The following is a 19,504-nucleotide window of genomic DNA, read 5'->3' as shown; positions in this document are numbered from 1 at the left end:
TTATGGGCAGAAAAAAAGTGACATCCAGTGATGTCGCAGCAGCCTCAGGCGTATCCCAGGCGACGGTCTCCATGATCCTGAACCGGCGGGAAAACGTTTCGTTCTCGCGGGAAACAGTAGAAAAAGTGGAGGCGGCGGCAAAAGAGCTGGGCTACCAGATTCCGCGGCGGAAGATGAGAAGAGAGTCGAACGGCAACAAGCTGATCGTCGTCTTCTGTCCGACGCTGACGAATCCTTACTATGTGATGCTGCTGCACGGCATCGAAGAAGTTGCAAAAGAGAAGAATTACGGGGTCTTTGTCTGCAATACGCAGAGGGACCTGAAAATCGAAGAGAATTATCTTCGGATGATGAAGAGTGTGCGCCCGCGCGGCATTATCTACACCTGCAATCCGAGCAGAAGCTGCAAGGAAAAAGTGGAGGAGCTGGCCGCGGAGATTCCGCTTGTCATCATCAACAACCGGGAAGAGCTGCTGGAAATTGATGCGGTTGAGCTGAACAATGCAAAACCCGGCAGGCTGATGGCACGCCACCTGCTGGAACTGGGACACCGGCATGTGGCGTTTGTTTCACCTCCGCTGACTTCCAAACAGGGCCAGCGCCTGAAACGCGTGGAGGGCTTTGTGCGCGAGTTTGAGGAGGCAGGATACGGCGACGGCGTGATCGTCAAATCGGCGGATGAGGACCTCGACGAGGTGATCCCGAGTATGGATTCTGAGTACAAGATGGGCTATTATCTGACGAAGGAACTGCTGCGGGAGGACAAGAACCTTACGGCAATCGTCGGCATGAATGATATGATCGCGTTCGGGATCATGGACGCCGTGCTCGAGAGCAAACTGCGCATTCCGGCGGATATTTCCGTAGTGGGATGTGACAACACTGTCTATTCCAGCTTCCGCTCGATTTCCCTGACGACGATCGACCACTATGTGCCATTGAAGGGCCGCGATGCGTGCGATATCATCCTGCGGAAAATCCAGTCTCTTCGGGAAAGCCAGGACGGCAATGAACCCTTAAGCACGTATCATGTCGAGTATGAGCCGAAACTGATCGTGCGGCGCAGCACTTCGTATGCAAGAACCGAAAAATTAAAAAATAAATAGGACGGCTGAAGTTATTATTAATAATTTTGAATAAAACAGCTCCGGCGCAAACCGGGAAAACACAAAGAAAAGGAAAAACCGGAAAAAATGAGAAAAAATCCGCCAGAGTTATTTATGAAATAGTATTTATAAATAATAAAATTAATTAATAAAAATGAGGCCGACTTGACGGAAAAACCAAACATATCTATACTGGAGATAACAGAGAAACGGAGCCGTTCTGCGGAAAACAACAGGCCCCGAAACCGTACGAAAGTATGAATATGGGAGGAAAAACAACATGAGATTTTTCATCGACACAGCAAAAGTAGAGGACATTAAAAAAGCAAACGACATGGGCGTTATCTGCGGCGTTACCACCAACCCGTCCCTGATCGCAAAAGAAGGACGTGACTTCAAAGAGGTCATCAAAGAGATCACCGAGATCGTAGACGGACCGATCAGCGGCGAGGTAAAAGCTACCACAACAGATGCAGAAGGCATGATCAAAGAAGGCCGTGAGATCGCAGCCATCCATCCAAACATGGTTGTTAAAATCCCGATGACCGTAGAAGGACTCAAAGCTGTTAAAGTTCTGAGCGCAGAGGGCATCAAGACAAACGTAACCCTGATCTTCTCCGCAAACCAGGCACTTCTGGCTGCAAGAGCAGGTGCAACTTATGTTTCCCCATTCCTTGGAAGACTCGATGACATCAGCACCCGCGGCGTTGATCTGATCCGTGAAATCGTTGAGATCTTCGACGTAGCCGGCATCGACACCGAGATCATCGCAGCAAGCGTCCGCAACCCGATCCACGTAACCGACTGCGCACTGGCTGGTGCAGACATTGCAACTGTTCCATACAACGTAATCGTACAGATGACCAAACATCCGCTGACCGACGCCGGAATTGCAAAATTCCAGGCTGACTACAAAGCTGTATTCGGCGAATAAGACCTAAACATGATTGCATAAAAGCTGGAAATATGGTATTGTGAACGAAGTGAACAATAGCGATATTTCCAGCTTTTGATTCCGATCCAACTAAACAAGGAGAAAAGACATGAACAAGTTAGAACTTCAGAAGACGGCCAATGAGATCCGCAAAGGGATCGTCAGCGGCGTTCATGCAGCAAAGGCCGGCCATCCGGGCGGATCTCTGTCTGCAGCCGATATTTTCACGTATCTGTATTTTGAAGAAATGAACGTGGACCCGAAAAATCCAAAAGATCCGGACCGCGATCGTTTTGTACTTTCGAAAGGCCACACAGCGCCGGGACTCTACGCAGCACTGGCTGAAAAAGGTTACTTCCCGAAAGAAGACCTGCTGACCCTTCGTCACCTTGGCTCTTACCTGCAGGGACATCCGGATATGAAACATATCCCGGGCGTTGATATGTCAAGCGGTTCCCTCGGACAGGGAATCTCCGCAGCAGTCGGAATGGCACTCGGTGCAAAACTGCAGAACAAAGCATTTCGTGTTTATACACTTCTTGGCGATGGTGAAATCCAGGAAGGACAGGTCTGGGAGGCAGCCATGTTTGCCGGAGCAAAACATCTGGACAACCTCGTTGTGATCGTAGACAACAACGGACTTCAGATCGACGGAAACGTAGCAGATGTCAACAGCCCGTACCCGATCGACAAAAAATTCGAGGCATTCAACTTCCACGTAATCAACGTAGCGGACGGCAACGATTTCGATCAGCTGAAAGCTGCATTTGATGAGGCGCGCACCGTAACAGGCATGCCGACCGCCATCATCACAAAGACCGTAAAAGGAAAAGGCGTTTCCTTCATGGAGAACCAGGTAGGCTGGCACGGAAAAGCTCCGAACGATGAAGAGTACGCAATTGCTATGGCAGAACTGGAAAAGGCAGGTGAAGCGTTATGTCAGAAGTAAAGAAAATCGCAACAAGAGAAAGTTACGGTAATGCACTGGTTGAGCTTGGCGCAGAGCATGACAATCTGATCGTACTCGACGCTGACCTTGCAGCAGCAACCAAGACCGGTGTGTTCAAAAAAGCATATCCGGACCGCCACATCGACTGTGGTATCGCAGAATGTAATATGATGGGAATCGCTGCCGGTCTTTCCACCACAGGCATCGTTCCGTTCGCAAGCACCTTCGCGATGTTTGCCGCAGGCCGTGCGTTTGAGCAGGTGCGCAACTCCATCGGATACCCGCATCTGAACGTAAAAATCGGTGCTACCCATGCCGGAATTTCCGTAGGAGAAGACGGCGCAACACATCAGTGCAACGAGGATATCGCCCTGATGAGAACCATCCCGGGCATGGTCATCCTGAACCCGGCAGATGATGTAGAGGCAAAAGCCTGCGTGAAAGCAGCTTATGAATACAACGGACCGGTTTACCTTCGTTTCGGACGTCTGGCAGTGCCGGTGATCAACGACAGACCGGATTACAAATTTGAGCTCGGAAAAGGCGTTGTTCTCCGTGAAGGCAAGGATGTCACCATCGTTGCAACAGGCCTTTGCGTAAGCTCCGCTCTGGAAGCAGCAGAGAAACTTGCCGCAGACGGCATTGATGCCAAGATCATCAACATCCACACCATCAAACCGCTGGATGAGGAGCTGATCGTTGCAGCAGCAAAAGAGACTGGCAAAGTCGTAACCGTAGAAGAGCACTCGGTGATCGGAGGACTTGGAAGCGCAGTCTGCGATGCACTGGCAGAGAAATGCCCGGTTCCGGTGAAAAAAATCGGTGTACAGGACGTCTTCGGAGAGTCCGGCCCGGCAGCCGCTCTTCTTGCAAAATACAAACTCGACGGCGAGGGCGTTTACGAGCAGGTAAAAGAGTTCTGTAAATAAGATTTTTCGAAATAAATGACAAAAGAAAACAGGCAGAGGCCACACCGGAAAATGGTGCAGTCTCTGCCTGTTTTGCTGTCTGCAGTTTTTCTTAAAGCAGAAGTTCGCTTGTCCCGGCCGCCTCAAGTTCCCGGCAGGCGAGCAGGATTCCCTGCGAGATGGATTCCGCCATATGGAAAATCGTGGCAAGCCGGGTTGTCTGCAGAAGAAGCTGTTCAAAACTGCCCGATACATTCACAATGCCTGTGATAAAAATATCCCCGACCTCGGGCAGCGTCTTCCCTGCCCCCGCGCCCGGCCGGATCGCCCCGTTTCCGATCGTGATGTATCCCTGATGACGCCGCGAACCAAGCGAAGCATCAATCGCAACGAGCAGTGCCTCCGGGTGGCGGGAATGGATGTACGAAATCCGGTCCGGTAGATTCAGGGCGTGCACCGGGTCATCCAGCGTTCCATAGACATGAAAAATGCGGCTGCAGTACGGCGAAAGCTGGTACCCGATCAGCGGTCCTAAGGAATCCCCAGTGATCCGGTCGCTTCCGATGCAGAGAAATACCAGTTCACGGAACATGCGTCCGTCCTTTTGAATGCAGTAAGAAAACAGCGACGCCAGCTCTTCGCTGGCGCTGCGGCTTCGCTCATTGATGTAGTAAACTTCGGCGTCTTTTTTTCGAAACATGACCGGTACCTGCCTTTCAGAAGAATCATCCACAGTTTAACCGTATATGGTATAAACTATTCCTGCAATGAAAAAAACATGACATGCCCTCCGGTGCAGAAAAACGGGAAAACAGTCGGAAAAAACCGTGACAGCCCTGCCCCAAAACGATCTTTTTCGCGGAACATCCGTGATAAAGTAGGCAAAAAGGGGTGAAAAGCATGATTGAGATTGTCTATAAAGAAAACAAAGAGCAGGCGAACGGCAACGAGGGATACTTTCATCTGCCGAAAAATATCCGCCAGGTCGGTGATACGAACGGCAGGGAGCGGATTTATCTGGAAGATTATGTCGGAACCTTTCTGAAAAAATATTTTTCCGCACCAGAGGGACGTGCCGCCATGCTGTTCGGTGAATTTAAGTGGGCGGACGGAATTTCCTACTTTTTTATCCGCAGCGCGGCCGCGATTCATACGATGGAGCCGGCGCCGGATCACTTGGTCTTCGATGATGCAGTATGGACGGAGGTCCACGATGTGATGGAAAAATATTTCAAAAACCAGCAGATCCTCGGCTGGGCACTTTCTCTTCCGGGGTACGGGGAGGATCTGAATGAACAGATCATCCGAGCGCATCTGAACCACTTCGGCGGAAATGACAAGACGCTGTTCCGCGTCAACGGACAGGAAAAAGAGGAAACCTTCTATACGTACGAGGGCGGCACCCTGCGGAGCACGGGAGGCTTTTACATTTATTATGAAAAGAATGAGCCGATGCAGTCGTATCTGATCGATCAGAATCAGAACCGGTCGATCGAAAACGGAGAGAGCGTGCCCGACCGCGCTGTCAGCGATTTTCGGAAGATGATTGAGGAGAAGAGCGGGGAGGAGCCGGAACACGATCACAGAAAGCCGATCCTCTATGCGATGACAGCATGCGCGGCTGCGGCGCTTCTTGTGACGGTGACGCAGAAATACGGAGATGCGCTGCCGTTTCCGGGGAAAACAAAGGAGCAGACGGTAGCAGTGGCGGGAAACGTACAGGGAGAGAAGACACAGACGGCGGAGAGTGCAGCGGAAGCATCAGCGGCGGAAGAGGGAAACACAGGGGAAAATACTTCGACACCGGAAAGCACAGGAACGGAACTGGAAACGGAAAATGAGAGCGGGAGCGCGGCGGTAAGTGAGGAGCAGAATTTATCCGGAACGGATCCGGCAGGCAGCGGAGAGCAAAGCACATCCGGCGGGGAGCAGACTGGTGCAGCGGAGAACAATACCGGTACGGTGCAGACAGATCCAGCACCGGGAGCAGAGCCATCGTCCGCCCCGGGAACTGCTTCCGGCAGTGAGACGGCAGAAACCGCCGCGCAGGTCTGGCAGGAGTACACCGTACAGAAGGGGGACAGCCTCTCGAAAATCAGTGAGAGATATTACGGAACGATGAGCAGAGTGAAAGATATCTGCGAACTGAACCAGATCGCGGTGGAAGATCTCATATATGCGGGGCAGAAAATATACCTCCCAAAATAGAGAAAAATATGGTACACTAGAGCGGAATCAAACTGCGGCCGAAAGGGCGGCAGAAAATAAGTCCGAAAAGAACATAAGGGGAATGAAAATGGACGGAAAAAACAGAGAAGAACAGGAGAACGGAGCAAAAGTCCGGGATCTTGAGGAGTATAAAGCAGAAAACAGAAAAAGAAAACGCAGACGCCGGATCACCGTTGGAATCCTTGCAGGAGCCATTCTCGCGGCCGGAATTGGTACAGGGGTATGGCTTCAGCTGCGTACTTTTCAGGGATACGACACAGTACAGGCAACAGAGACCGAGGACACCGATACGTATATGTTTCAGAAATCCGGAAATAAGATCGTGCGCTACGGTATCGACGGCATCGAACTGCGCGACCGGGAAAATCAGACCCTCTGGAGCGATCATTATACCATGGAAAATCCGCAGATGATATCCTGCGGCGATGCAATTGCCATTTACGATAAAAACGGAACCAAAATTGTTGTATACGATGCCGATGGAAAGGCCGGCGAAATTACCGCGTCGTATCCGATCGTGAAAGCATCCGTTGCAGGCCAGGGCGTCGTTGCGGCGATTCTGGAAAACAACGGGGAGAGCTGGATCAAATACTATAATACCGATGGAACGGAGATCGCCTCCTCTCACCCGAACATGGACAGCCCGGGCTATCCGATGGATCTCTCACTTTCCGCGGACGGACTCTGGATGGCGGTTTCCTACGCTTACGAAGACGGCGGCAAGATGAAATCACAGGTCGCTTTCTACAATTTCGGAAGCAGGGGCGAGGATCTGGTGGACAATCTTGCAAGCTCATCGAGCTACACCGATATGCTGTGCCCGCAGATCGAAACCGCGGGAACATCCTCATGGGTTGCCTTCTTTGACAACGGCTTCCGCGTTTATGAAGGAACAAACAAGCCGAAGGAAACGGTGAGCGTATCGGAAGATGGAGAAATTTTAAGCTGCGCGTATGCGGACGACCGCGTGGTTCTGATTCTGCGCGGGGAGAGCGACGATCATCCTTACCGGATGAAAATCTACAATCTGAAAGGAAAGCAGCTTGCGGATGAAAATCTGGATTTCTATTACCAGAACCTTCAGATAGAAGAAAAACAGATTCTGCTGACGAACCGGCAGGAGCTGTGTGTATATACCTTAAATGGAAGAAAGAAGTACAGCGGCGTGGTCAGCGAAACACAGATTCACGAGATCCTCGGCATGGGGCAGAACCGGTATCTGCTCGCGGAGGAGGACGGCGTTTCGATGATCCGGCTGAAATAGGAGAAAAAAACATGAATTGGCTGAGATACGTATTACTTGCGGTGTGTATTCTTTCCGCGCTGGCTGGATATCGAAAGGGGCTGGTCCGGACAGTGCTGTCCATGGTGTCCCTGATTCTGGTGACAGGACTGGCGATCTGGATGAATCCGTATGTGACGGATGTGCTGAATGAGCGGACGGAGCTGCCGCAGTATGTGGAGAAGAAATGTTTAGAGACATTTGAAAACAATGAATTTCTGTCGGGGGAAAACCAGGATGTGCAGAAGAAATGGCTGGAGAGCATGGGCGTGCCGGAGGAGCTGGTGAACCAGATTCTCGGAAGCGGCGCGGTGCAGGAGTACCAGGAGGAACAGCTGCACAGCCTGGCATCCTATGCGGCGAAGGCAGTATCCGAAAAGATTATGAAAGGAATCGCTTTCTTTCTGACACTGGTGCTGGCCGTTGTTTTCGTGACGATTGCGGTGAAAATTGTGGAATTGATTGCGGAGATTCCGGGGATCAGCTTTTTGAACCGCATGGGAGGAGCAGGACTTGGTGTCGTGCGTGCGGTGCTGTGGATCTGGATTTTCTTTGCGGTGGTGTACTGCTTTCAGGCGACACACTGGGGGAATGTATGCATGAAGCAGATCCAGGGCGATATGGCGCTGGCATGGATTCGGGAGAATAATCCGGTGCTGATGCTGTTGAAGAATGTATTATAAGATGAGAAAAAACGGTTCCTTGTGGGGCCGTTTTTTGGTGGGAGGGGGGACGAGGAAAAGCGGGCGTCGTGTGGGCGGCGGATGCGGTGGGAGGGGAGAAACGTGCCGGGGTGCGGGGCTGTGATTTGGGTGGGGCGGAGACCTTGGCGTGGATGGGACGGAACGGGGGAGCACCGAGACAATTCGTCAGGAAAACTGATGTTTTCCCGACTCAGTGTCTCTTGAAATCCGGCTTTGTGAGCCGGATTTCATCTCCCCCGTTCCGTCCCGTCCGCGTCAGGTTCCGCTCCCACCCAAATCAATGCCCCGCGCCCCGGCACGTTTCTCCCCTCCCACCGCATCCGCCGCCCACACGCCGACCGCTTTTTCTCTGAAGTTGAGAGCGGAAGAATCTGCTAGATAGAAGGGGATAAGAATGGAAATGAAAGAACAAATAGGATATTAGTGGAAAAAGTTGAGAGTTGTGGAAAATATGGGGGTTGAACTGATATGAAAAGAAATATCTATAAATATACGTATTTATATAAAAAAAATTACATGTTTTTGTGAAAAAAATATTTATGTGAATTTATAATGAATAAAAACTGAAAATATGTACAAAAAGCACATTGAAAAAAAGAAGAAATATAGATATAATGTAAGTATGTAGACGAAAAAGAAAAGCTGAACAAGACTATTTGCATATGAAAAATAAAAAAAACGATGGAAAATATGTAATTATAGATGACGGGACAGCAGGGGGGCTGTTTCTGAGTGAGAATGAATACTATGTTGATGAGAATAAAAAAGTTGTTTTGTGCAATTCTGAAAAAAAAGATAATCTGTTTAGAAAGAGATATAAACTAACACATGGCGATAAGTGTTATAGTATCATCAAATATTTTTGCCCAGAGGTAGAATTTATCTCTATAAAAATTATGGAAACAGGGGAAAGAGGTAGCATTGATTCATTCAAAGCGGCGTTAGAATGGTGCTTAAAAGAAAAGATAAAACTTGTGCATATGAGTGTTGGAACAACAAATTATATAGATGCAAAAAAGATAGAAAATATTATAAAACAAATGGTTTCTAATAAAATGATATTATGTGCAGCGCTATCAAATACAAACTTTCCTACATGGCCGGCATGCTTTGATGGGGTTTTCGGGGTAAGAAATTATATTGCTAAATTGCAGGAAAAAGAAATTTCGGTGTCTAAATCATTTCCTTTTTCGGAAATGAATTCGATACAGTTAAATTTTGATGACGTTTTAAAGAAGATTGTTGGGAAAGAATACAAATCAAATAGTTTTGCAGCTCCGATTATTACTGTGCTTTTGATATGTTATTTAAGGAAAAATAAAAAAGGTTCATACCAAGATGCAAAAAAATTTATTATGAATCATATAAACAAATGTATCTATGAAAAAGAATTGGAATGGAATGGGATTGTGAATAATAAAGCGTGGTCAATTCCGATAATTTTAACACGTACTGTTATTGGGGCAAAGTTGTTATATGAGTGTTTTGGGAAGGAAGACTATGAGTGTATAGTATTAACATCAGAAAAGAACCTAAAAGAGTCTTGCGTGGCAGAAATTCCATTAGAATTTTATACGCATGGGAATGTGACAGAGACGTTAATAATGGCAGTAAATACAATATACAATCCAGATGTGCTTATTATTCAAACGGATAAAAATATATTTGAAAGTAATAGTTTGATAGATTTTGAGGTTTTTGATAAAAAAGGATGGAATGTGAAAACAAGGATGGAGCAAATGCAGTTTGAAAATTGTTATAACGCATATAAATGGATAATAATGCAACTTTTAGACGACTAAAATTTACTGGATTACTTTTGCGATCGCAATGGGTAATAAAATTATGCTCGAAGGGAGGTATTCAAATGAAGAAAACGCTTAAAAAGAAAGAACATAAGGGAAGAAATAATGTGAGTGTTTATGCAAATGGACCGTGTTCATGCACATGCTTTTCTACGTGTGGGTCTGCCTATGTTCAGAAAGCTCAGGCGCAGAATCAGTTATACACAAGTGTATTTGGATCTAATGCTAATCACTAAAATGTAAGAAAGATGAGGGCTGCTACAGTGTTAATTAGTGGTAGTCTTCATTTTAATTAGAGGATAAGTTTAAAAGTTGATTTAAGCATTATAAAAAATCGTTTAAGAATATGGCTAGAAGTATTATAGATCCTTTGAAATAGCGTTTGTTAAAATGTTGATATGTTTGTTGTAGAGTAAAAATGCTGACAATAGTAGATTTGATGAAAGAGAATAGAAATGATAGAAGAAAAAGTGAAAGATATATTAAAGAAATATAGAAATTTAGAACAGAAAAAAGACTGGAAAAATCAAAAGCTTTTAGGAAATGATCTAAAATTCAGCGCAAGAGATTTGATAAATGTATATGTGGAGTTAGAAAAAGAATTTGATATTCATTTTAAGGAAAAAGATATTGTGGCTGGAAAATTTGATACATTTGATGACATAATAAAATTGATTAACAAAGAAATAGCATATAAAACAAGAGGAAAAGAACATGCATAAACCATTTATTCATTGTTTCAAAACTGCAAAAGAATATTATGTATATGATGTGAATACTGATAAAATTATTCAGGTGTCTTTCGAAACATATAATTTTTTGGAAAACAATATTTGGGATGAAAAAGCGGAAAGAGAAATAGAAAAGCTAATAAATGAAGGATATTTGAAAAGAACGCGGGTAGAAGAGGTAAAACATTTTGCTACGGACTTTTTAGAATCTTATTTAGAAAATAGAATGAATCAGTTAGTTTTGCAAGTGACACAAAAATGTAATTTGCGTTGCAGTTATTGTGTTTATTCTGGTGATTACAAAAATAGAAATCATAGTCAAAAAGAAATGAGCTGGGAAACTGCAAAAGAAGCAGTAGATTATTTGTATGGGCATTCGATGTCTAGCGAAGACATATATATATCATTTTATGGCGGAGAGCCATTATTAATGTTCAGATTGATAAAAGAAGTAGTTGAGTATGTGAAGAGAGAATATTGCCAAAGAACGGTACATTTTAATTTGACCACTAATGGAACGTTGTTTACACCAGAAATTGTTCAGTATTTTATTAAAAATAATATACAAATTATGTTTAGTTTGGATGGGCCTAAAGAAGTGCACGATAAAAATAGAATATTTGCAGGAAGTAATAGAGGATCATTTGAAAAATTGAGAGATAGCATGAAAATGATATATAGTATGGACAGAAAATATTATAAAAAAAATGTGTCTTTCAACACAGTGTTAGATCCCCAAAATGAGTTAAGAACAATATATGAGTTTTTGGATAAAGATAGGCTGATTTCGAAAAATTTGAGTAGAATATCTGTTTTGAATGATAATTATACGGATAAACAATGTGAATTTAGCGGAGAATTTGTTGAAGAACAGGAATATGAATATTTTAAATGTTTTCTTTCAAAATTAAAACGAATTAATGAAAAATTTGTGGCTAGAGCAGTAAAAGAAGAATTTGATAATGAAATGAGAGAAATTAAACAACATGAGGAAAAAATGCAAGAAGAGATTTCAAAGGTAAATCATCATAGTGGTCCCTGTATTCCAGGCGCGAAAAAAATTTTTGTAACAGCAGAAGGAAATATATATCCGTGTGAGCGAGTGAGTGAAATATCAGAAGTTTCCAAAATAGGTGATATAAAAAAAGGAATAGATAAAAACAAAGTGTTAAATTTGCTAAATATAGAACGATATTCGCAAGACCGGTGTAAGGATTGTTGGGCATATCAACATTGCACAATTTGTATAGCATGTGCAGATGACACTAAAAATATTTCAAATAAAGAAATAGAAAAACATTGCTGGAAGGTTAGAGGGGGATTTGAAGAGGCAATGAAAAATTACTGTACTTTAAAAGAACTTGGTTATAAATTTGAGGAGTATGAATGAAAATGTTAAAAAGAGTAGGTATATTTCCGGTAGATCAAGAAAGTATAACACTATTTGAGAACATACATGAATGTAGATATGGTGAAATTATGCATATTGCTTCAATAAAAGCATGGGGACTTTGCGGGAAAAAAATTCAACGTTGTGATGGTAGTGAGATAATAATAGAGGAGGGAATAGGTAATATTATAAAAGAATGTGAAGTGTTAATTCTTCTTGAAAGTTGGCACGATGCATCGCCTGAATATATAAAGAGCGTGGTGAAAACAGCAAAGCAGAAATCCATAACGATAGTTTCTATTAATAATATCAGGAACAGTTTAGAGATAGATCAGCATTATGAAAATGTCGTTGTTGCTAAAAAATTAAAAATTCAAAAAAAGTGTGACGATTTAAGAGTAAGAAAGATAAATATTCCGGTTATTTGCGTTTTGGGTTTGACACAAAATAGTGGAAAATTGAAAATGGAATTAGAACTGCAAAAATGTTTGAAACAAAAAGGATATAAAGTTGCAGCAATTGTTTCTGGATTAAATGGATTAATTGGGAAAGATACATTTTGCTTTGAAAAGAAATATTTAAATGGGAAAAATAGGAATGAAGAGATAATTATAAATATAAATGCGGCTGTAAAGCGGTTAGAACAAGATTATGATATTGTAATTGTTGGGATACCAGGAGCATGTCTCTCGTTTAATCCACAATATTCTAATGATTTTGGCATTACTACACAATTGTTTATGTGTGCAATAGAACCAGATTATAGTGTTTTGATGCTACCATATATGCGCTATGAAGAAGCGTTTATTAGTCATGTTAAAGATGAGGTTCAAAAAAGATATGATATTACAATTAATGATATTGGAATATCAGAATTTGCAATTGATATGGATGCGAGTTTTGAACAAAAAAAGATGTGTTTTTTAAAATTAATTGACAAGGAAAGGGATTTTGAGCATTTGAAAAAAATATCAGTTGTTGATATTAAAAGTGATTCTCAAATAGAAAAATTGAGCGATAGGATTATTTGGACACTTGAAAATTAAACATAAGCTTGTCGCATTTTGAAATATATAGGGGGAAGAAAGAATATGTTGAAAAGAGCAAGCAGAAAATTAAGAAGTACTCCTGCGAAAACATTGATGTATATCATACTGTTTTTAGTACTTTTCCTGGCGATATTTTCTATGCTGATGATTGGAATTGCAAGTGGAAATAAAGTGAAAAGAGCACAGGAAACATTGGCCAACTCTATTACTCTGCGCGGGCCGGCCGAGGGAGAAGCTGGAAAATCATGTACTGTATATGCGATCCCGTCCGCAATCGTAGAAAAGTTCATTGACAGCAATTATGTTCAGGGGTACACCATGGAAGCGGGAACATATTGGCTTGATCCGGTGGATACGGAAACATATATCAGCGAGGAGACACAACAGCGCCTAAAAGGTTATCTGAAAGATTCAGGCATGTATACGATGACGGCTGTTGGAACACTGGACTGCGCATACGATACCTATTTTCTGGCAAAGGGTTACAGGATTGTGGAAGGAAGCGGACTGAGCTACGGAGAACGGGGCAAATACGAAGCTGTGGTAGGAGAAAAATACGCCGAAAAAAATCATCTCCATGTGGGCGATACTGTTAAATATAAAATGGAGCAGGGAACGATCGAATACTATAAAGTAAGTGCCCCGGAAGAAATTAGTTTCAAAATTCGAGGCATTTACAGAACTCCAGAGGTTTATCAGTCCGATTCCGTTGTGAATGACTGGCACAATAATTTAATTTTTATTCCACTGGATATTTTCTGCGAGTATTCTATGAAAGCATTAAAAATTCAAAATGTGGGATTTAATACAGTTACGGTCTATTTGAAAGATACAAAATCAGTTGAACCATTCATAGAAGAAACAAAAAACAAAATAAAAATAGGAAGTGTGGATGATGTTGTACAGACCGATGAAAATGGAATACGTTCCAGCGTAAAGCCAATGGTAATATCACAGCAGGATTTGGAATCTGGAGAATGGTCCTATCAGTTGATTCGAAACAAGGAATGGTATGAGATGGTTGCGAAACCTGTTGAAAAATTGAATCGTCTGATAGGATATATGATCGTAGGATTTGTGACTGCCGGAATTTTACTGTTCGGCATTCTGACCAGCCTGTCAGTCAAAGGGCGAAAACGTGAGATTGGAATTTTACTTTCGATGGGGGAACACAGAAAAAGGATTTTAGGACAGTTCGTTTTGGAGAATTTGGTTCCGGTTTTGATTGCCCTGGTTTTTGCGGCGCTGTGTGCGACACCAACAGCAGAGTATTTCGCAGATCGGATGATTTCGAATCAGGCTGAGAAAGTGGAGCAGGAAAATGAAGATCTGTCGGGAAATATTAAAAACGCGCTCCCGACAAGCGAAATAGCTGCGTATGAATCAACGGGAGTAACTGTTGATACGGATTTGTCCATTGAGTGGAACTGGAAAATCATGACGGGGATGATTCTTGGTATTTTAGATCTTTTCCTTTTGATATTAATTCTGCAAGTCGGCAAAATAACTAGAGAAAGCCCGGCATCTATATTGCTGGACAGAAAGTAGGTGTTCATGAAGAAAAAAAGAATGATAATGATCGTAGCGATGGTTCTGGTGCTGGTATGGCGGGAAGACGTTTTTGCAGTGGAATCTGGAACGACACAGGTTTCGCTACAGGCAGACTGGCTCCAAGAGGGAGATTACCAGTATAGCGTGGAAGAAGATGAAACTGTAACTTTACGAAACTATATCGGGACGGAAAGCGTGATTGTCACACCGAAAGAAGTAGGTGGGAAAGAAGTGACGAGAATCGGAGATTCCTGCTTTTTGAGAAAAACGGATCTTCGGGCAGTGCAGATATCCGAAGGCATTGTTGAAATCGGGGAATCTGCCTTTGCGGAAGATGGTCAGTACAGTGATACAACTGCTGGGTTTATCAGCATTGTAATGCCAAAAACACTAAAAAAGGTAGGAAAAAGCGCATTTCAGGGAACTAGAATCACACAGATTTATTTTTATGATGGTTTAGAGAGCATTGGTGATAATGCCTTTATGTATTGCTCTTCTTTGTCAAAAATACGGATTCCAGATAGCGTGGAGAAAGTAGGACAATTTTTATTTTTGGGAGCTGGAAAACCCTATGAAGAAAGTCAAGATAGTGCGATGAAGATTTTTGGCGGAAAAATAGCGGAAGAACTTGCAAAAGATAATCAAAGAGCCGAATATGGTGGTGAAGAAATGCAGGAAATTTCGATCCAGTATTGGCTTGAGAAGAAGGAGAATGAAACGAAAGAAGAGGTTATAGGACAAAAATATTTTGATAAAAATGATACAGGCTTTGAAAAAGTATTTTTTAAGGCTCCTTCGAGTGGAGAAAAGCAAAGTGGGAAAATAGTCTGGATGGACATATTTCTTGGGGTGTGTATGGTTGGACTAATAGGAATCAGTGTTTGCTTAAAGGATTAAAAATATTATATTTGTGAACAATGAAGAAAATAATAGAGAATAATAAATGTTTATATTTTTTAAAAGAGTTACTCAAATATAAAAAAGAAATAGGTATTTTGAGTATAAGCACTATTGTTTCTACAGTAACTGTATTTCTGCAACCATTATTGATAAAACAGATCACAGACATCGGAATACTCGAAAAAAATATGCCCCAAATTGTTAATGGAGTAGCCGGTTTATTTGTTTGTGTGCTGGTATATTTAATGATTGAAGTTGTGCAGGCAAAAACTTTTGCAGAAATACATAATTCATTCTATAAGAACTTGTATTGCAATGTATTTCGAAAATTATTGCATTTAAAAAAACATTATTTTCAAATGAAAAATAGTATGGAAATAGTGCAAATGTTACAATGCGATGTATCTCAGGTTGCGTCTATGACAGATAGATATGTAGTGATGAGCTTTTCGTATGTTTTTCGTGTAATTAGTGGACTTGCTGGACTTATGCTGTTGAGTCCTGAACTGTTATGCATTGTAGTGATAGTAATTCCAGTGAAATACGTGTTAGTAAAATGTCTTGCTAAAAAGCGTGAGAAAAACATGAAAATGTATATTCAAGTTGAGCAACAATTTGGAGGATGGCTTGGCGATACAATTAATACTGTGGAAGAAATTAAATTGTGGAATCTATATGAATTAAGAAAATGCGAATTTTTAAAACAGATTTGTAAATCGTTAGCGGTTGAAATGAAAGGAACCATGATTGAGACATGGAATATTTTTGGGGATGCTGTTTTAGAGTGGGGTGTAACAATTCTTATTTATTTAGTTGGTGGATATTTGGTGTTCGTGGGAAAAATTTCCATAGGTTCAGTTTTTGCTTTTGTTTCTTATTCTAGTTATGTTACAAGACCGGTAAATAGTTTAATTGATCTGCGTATGCATTTTGCAAGTGTCAAACCGTCCGCTGAACGACTTTATACATTTTTGAATATGGAAGAGGAACGAAGTGGAAGTAAAAGAGTGGAAAAAGAGATTTCGCCAATATTAGAATTTAAAAATGTGAGATTTCAGTATACAAAGGATAGGGAAGTGTTAAAGAAAGTATCTTTTAAACTTGAGCCGGGAGAAAAAGTGGCTATTATTGGAAAAAATGGAAGTGGAAAATCAACAATTTTGGAATTACTATTACGATTTTATGAACCGGAAGAAGGAGAAATTTTATGTAATGGTGAAAATATAAAAGTGCTAAAATTATCAGAATACCGAAGCCTTTTTTCTGTTGTGAGTCAGAAATCAGCGTTGTTTTTGGGGGACATTGTGCAGAATATAGATTTGGAGGGGAAAGCAGACAGACAAAAACTGAATGAGGTACTAAGGAAAAGTGGCGTGAAAAAATACTTGCAACGTTTTCCAGAAAAAGAAAAAACACAAATAGGAGATGATGGAGCATTTCTTTCAGGAGGAGAAAGACAAAAGCTTGTGGTTGCACGGGCACTATTGAAAGATGCGCCGGTTATGCTTTTTGATGAAGCGTCCAGTGGATTTGATGTAGAAGCCAATGAATATCTTTATAAAATTATAACAGAAGAAATGCCGGAAAAATCTGTGATTTTTATTACACATCATTATGATAAACTGGAAAAATTTGATAAAGTATATTTGGTAAAAGATGGGTTTCTTACGGAAGTGAGAACTGGAAAAATGTAGAGGCGACTAGATTATAGTAGAAAGGAACAATATGGCAGAACTGGAATTAAAAGAGGTAAGCTATTTTTACGAGAGCGGCGGAAAGAGAATTGATATTTTGGATAAAGCCAGCTATTCATTTGAGAAGGGTACTCTTTACACGATTGTTGGTCCTTCTGGATCGGGGAAAACAACGACGCTGACTTTGGCGGGTGCGCTGGAAGAACCTAAGAGCGGCTGCGTGTGCTTTGAAGGAAAAGATATCCGGGAAATTGGCTATACAAGATATCGAAACAGCAAGATTGGAATTGTGTTTCAGGCGTATAATCTGCTGCCTTATCTGACCCCGCTGGAGAATGTGCTGGCGGCAATGGAAATTACGTCAAATCCGATTAAAAACAAAAAAGAACGGGCGCGGGAACTTCTGACACGAATGGGAATTACAGAAGATCAGATGAACCGCAATATCAATAAACTTTCAGGAGGCGAACAGCAGCGCGTAGCGATTGCGCGTGCGATTTCGACAAATGCAGAGGTGATTCTTGCGGATGAGCCGACGGGAAATCTGGACGTTGATACGGCGGCTGGCATTGTGAAAATTTTCAAAGAGCTGGCTCATGAAGATAAGAAATGTGTAATAGCAGTTACACATTCGGAAGCATTTGCCGCGGAGGCAGATGTGGTGGTACGGCTGGAAAAGAAAAAATTGCAGGATTAAACATGAGGGGGAGGGAAAGTTTTTATGAACTGGATCAAAAGAGCATTTCGCAGTATTTCTTATCATAAAAAAAATACAATTCTGATGTTTTTAAGTTTCCTGATTTTATCCATCCTGATCCTGTTTGGCTTATGTATCCGCGCGGCAAGTCGGGAACGGATATGGGAGATTCGGACGAGCATCGGAGGAAGCGTGCTTGTATCGAATGAGCGTCAGATATACAGTGAAGAGCCGCGCGGTGTGAATTCGATTTCACATCAAAAATATTTGGAACTCTGCGCTGATGAAAGAATTCGGTTTGGCAGCTGTAATACGGTGACAGCTGCTCTGGCGGATAACTTTACAGCTGAAATTATGGACGGACAGGAAGAAAATGGAACAGAAAATATTTATGTGGAGGGATCATCTGATCCTGTCGAGTATTTTAGTTCTGTTTCTTCTGTAGTTACACTGATTTCGGGACATGTACCGCAGAATGCAGAAGAAGCGGTAGTCAGTGATGGGATTGCGGAACGGAATGGACTGGGAATAGGAGATACCATAGCTGTTCTTTCACCATACACAAAGGAGCGGTATACATTTAAAATCAGTGGTATTTACAGTACGAACGAGGCAGCTTACAGTGGAAATGTGGTATATAATAACCCAGCAAATGCTATCTATACCCTGGATACACCAGTTTATGAGATGAATGAAAATGATAATGTAAAAGAAATTACATTGCAGTTGAAGGACCCGGAAGAAGGAAGAGCGTTTGCTGAAGATGCGAAAAAAATGCCGGAATATATCAAAGAAGAATATGATATGGACTATACGGTAAATGTTTCAGCTTATAAAGCGGTGGCCGACAGCCTGAAGAGCCTGGCAGGGATTTCGAATCTCATGGTGATAGTTTCCGTAATCCTTGGAACTATCACATTAAGTTTTTTGATTCTTATGAATTTGCGGGATCGCATGTTTGAGATTGGCATTCTTCTTTCTGTTGGAGAAACAAAGATGCGGATTATGCTGCAGATGTTGATGGAATCTTTTTGCCCGGTATTGCTGGCAATTACAGCGGGGGTAATTTTTTCTTATCCTTTGGCGAATGTGATAAAAATAGCTGTAGATCTTTCGAACGGTGTGCAGGCTGCAATTAAGACACAGCAGATTATAATATTGTATCTTTGTGGAATGGGGGTTGTGCTGGCTTCTTCTATGGTTATGGTATACCAGATTGTACGATATCAGCCGAAAAAGATTTTGATGATGGAGTAAAAAAAGAAATAGTCAGATAAAATACTGAATATGCAGAATTGACCGTATTTTTCTAAAAATAAGAAAATTCGAAAAAAGGTGTTGACTTTTGCTTTCGGGGGTGTTATTATAACTAAGCTGTCAGCGAGAGCTACAGTGAATGAGTTCTTTTGAAACAGAAAAACCTAGTTCGGAGCCGGGTGGCGGCCGCAGGCTGCAAAAACTGCTTCAAAAAAACTTGAAAAAAGTTCTTGACAAAAGCAAATGAGTTTGATAAAATAAACGAGTTGCTGATCGAGAGAACAGCAAAGAAGTTCGAAAGAACTTCAAAAAATAAAT

The 19,504-nt window shown here is 42.2% G+C and carries 17 protein-coding genes; 16 read left to right on the top strand and 1 reads right to left on the bottom strand.

Annotated elements, in window-relative coordinates:
• Nucleotides 1–2 precede the first annotated feature (2 nt).
• The 4 genes from DWY63_RS15645 (at nt 3) to DWY63_RS15630 (ending at nt 3,918) form a co-directional block, all read left to right on the top strand.
• Nucleotides 3–1,106 carry a LacI family DNA-binding transcriptional regulator gene (locus DWY63_RS15645; protein ID WP_022463271.1) on the top strand — a complete coding sequence of 368 codons (1,104 nt, stop codon included), beginning with the start codon at nt 3–5 and terminating at the stop codon, nt 1,104–1,106.
• Between the two features lie 280 nt (nt 1,107–1,386).
• Nucleotides 1,387–2,040: a fructose-6-phosphate aldolase gene (gene fsa / locus DWY63_RS15640; RefSeq protein WP_022463272.1), complete on the top strand. Its 654-nt coding sequence runs from the start codon at nt 1,387–1,389 to the stop codon at nt 2,038–2,040.
• A gap of 109 nt (nt 2,041–2,149) precedes the next feature.
• Nucleotides 2,150–2,989: a transketolase gene (locus DWY63_RS15635; RefSeq protein WP_055219293.1), complete on the top strand. Its 840-nt coding sequence runs from the start codon at nt 2,150–2,152 to the stop codon at nt 2,987–2,989.
• A complete protein-coding gene (locus DWY63_RS15630) occupies nt 2,977–3,918 on the top strand; it encodes a transketolase family protein (RefSeq protein ID WP_055219295.1) in 942 nt (313 codons plus the stop codon). Before DWY63_RS15635 ends, DWY63_RS15630 begins: the two co-directional genes overlap by 13 nt.
• Before the next feature lie 91 nt (nt 3,919–4,009).
• Here the strand turns inward: DWY63_RS15630 and yyaC are convergent, their stop codons facing one another.
• The gene (yyaC, locus tag DWY63_RS15625) at nt 4,010–4,597 is read right to left on the bottom strand and encodes a spore protease YyaC (protein WP_055226856.1); all 588 of its coding nucleotides are present in this window, start codon (nt 4,595–4,597) and stop codon (nt 4,010–4,012) included.
• Between the two features lie 200 nt (nt 4,598–4,797).
• Here yyaC and DWY63_RS15620 point away from each other — a divergent pair, with 200 nt between their 5' ends.
• The 12 genes from DWY63_RS15620 to DWY63_RS15565 all read left to right on the top strand — a co-directional run bounded on the left by DWY63_RS15620 (nt 4,798) and on the right by DWY63_RS15565 (nt 19,186).
• Nucleotides 4,798–6,105, top strand: coding sequence for a LysM peptidoglycan-binding domain-containing protein (locus tag DWY63_RS15620; RefSeq protein WP_055226858.1), 1,308 nt, complete (start codon nt 4,798–4,800; stop codon nt 6,103–6,105).
• A gap of 88 nt (nt 6,106–6,193) precedes the next feature.
• Nucleotides 6,194–7,390 (top strand): DUF5711 family protein, encoded by a 1,197-nt coding sequence (locus DWY63_RS15615; protein WP_055226860.1) that lies wholly within the window; start codon nt 6,194–6,196, stop codon nt 7,388–7,390.
• An 11-nt stretch (nt 7,391–7,401) separates the two neighbouring features.
• Nucleotides 7,402–8,091: a CvpA family protein gene (locus DWY63_RS15610; protein WP_117802590.1), complete on the top strand. Its 690-nt coding sequence runs from the start codon at nt 7,402–7,404 to the stop codon at nt 8,089–8,091.
• A gap of 683 nt (nt 8,092–8,774) precedes the next feature.
• Nucleotides 8,775–9,914: a hypothetical protein gene (locus DWY63_RS15605; protein WP_055226864.1), complete on the top strand. Its 1,140-nt coding sequence runs from the start codon at nt 8,775–8,777 to the stop codon at nt 9,912–9,914.
• Nucleotides 9,915–10,372: 458 nt separating this feature from the next.
• Nucleotides 10,373–10,639, top strand: a complete 267-nt coding sequence (locus DWY63_RS15600) for a hypothetical protein (protein WP_055226866.1) — start codon at nt 10,373–10,375, stop codon at nt 10,637–10,639.
• Complete coding sequence (ccpM, locus tag DWY63_RS15595) at nt 10,632–12,038, top strand: Cys-rich peptide radical SAM maturase CcpM (RefSeq protein ID WP_055265672.1); 1,407 nt, start codon at nt 10,632–10,634, stop codon at nt 12,036–12,038. The genes DWY63_RS15600 and ccpM overlap by 8 nt, the downstream gene beginning before the upstream one ends.
• A gap of 2 nt (nt 12,039–12,040) precedes the next feature.
• A complete protein-coding gene (locus tag DWY63_RS15590; protein ID WP_055226872.1) occupies nt 12,041–13,084 on the top strand; it encodes a DUF1611 domain-containing protein in 1,044 nt (347 codons plus the stop codon).
• A gap of 141 nt (nt 13,085–13,225) precedes the next feature.
• A complete protein-coding gene (locus DWY63_RS15585) occupies nt 13,226–14,635 on the top strand; it encodes an ABC transporter permease (RefSeq protein WP_158554998.1) in 1,410 nt (469 codons plus the stop codon).
• Nucleotides 14,636–14,641: 6 nt separating this feature from the next.
• Nucleotides 14,642–15,535: a leucine-rich repeat domain-containing protein gene (locus DWY63_RS15580; RefSeq protein ID WP_022463281.1), complete on the top strand. Its 894-nt coding sequence runs from the start codon at nt 14,642–14,644 to the stop codon at nt 15,533–15,535.
• A 20-nt stretch (nt 15,536–15,555) separates the two neighbouring features.
• Nucleotides 15,556–17,232 (top strand): ABC transporter ATP-binding protein, encoded by a 1,677-nt coding sequence (locus tag DWY63_RS15575; RefSeq protein WP_055226874.1) that lies wholly within the window; start codon nt 15,556–15,558, stop codon nt 17,230–17,232.
• Between the two features lie 31 nt (nt 17,233–17,263).
• Nucleotides 17,264–17,929, top strand: a complete 666-nt coding sequence (locus tag DWY63_RS15570; protein WP_055226876.1) for an ABC transporter ATP-binding protein — start codon at nt 17,264–17,266, stop codon at nt 17,927–17,929.
• A gap of 24 nt (nt 17,930–17,953) precedes the next feature.
• On the top strand, nt 17,954–19,186 hold the full coding sequence (locus DWY63_RS15565) for an ABC transporter permease (RefSeq protein WP_055226878.1): 1,233 nt from the start codon (nt 17,954–17,956) through the stop codon (nt 19,184–19,186).
• Nucleotides 19,187–19,504 lie beyond the last annotated feature (318 nt).

Origin of the sequence: Blautia sp. AF26-2 (assembly GCF_003460955.1) — a bacterium.
Taxonomy (GTDB): Bacteria; Bacillota; Clostridia; order Lachnospirales; family Lachnospiraceae; genus Fusicatenibacter; species Fusicatenibacter saccharivorans.
This window is presented reverse-complemented; position numbering and strand designations above follow the sequence as displayed.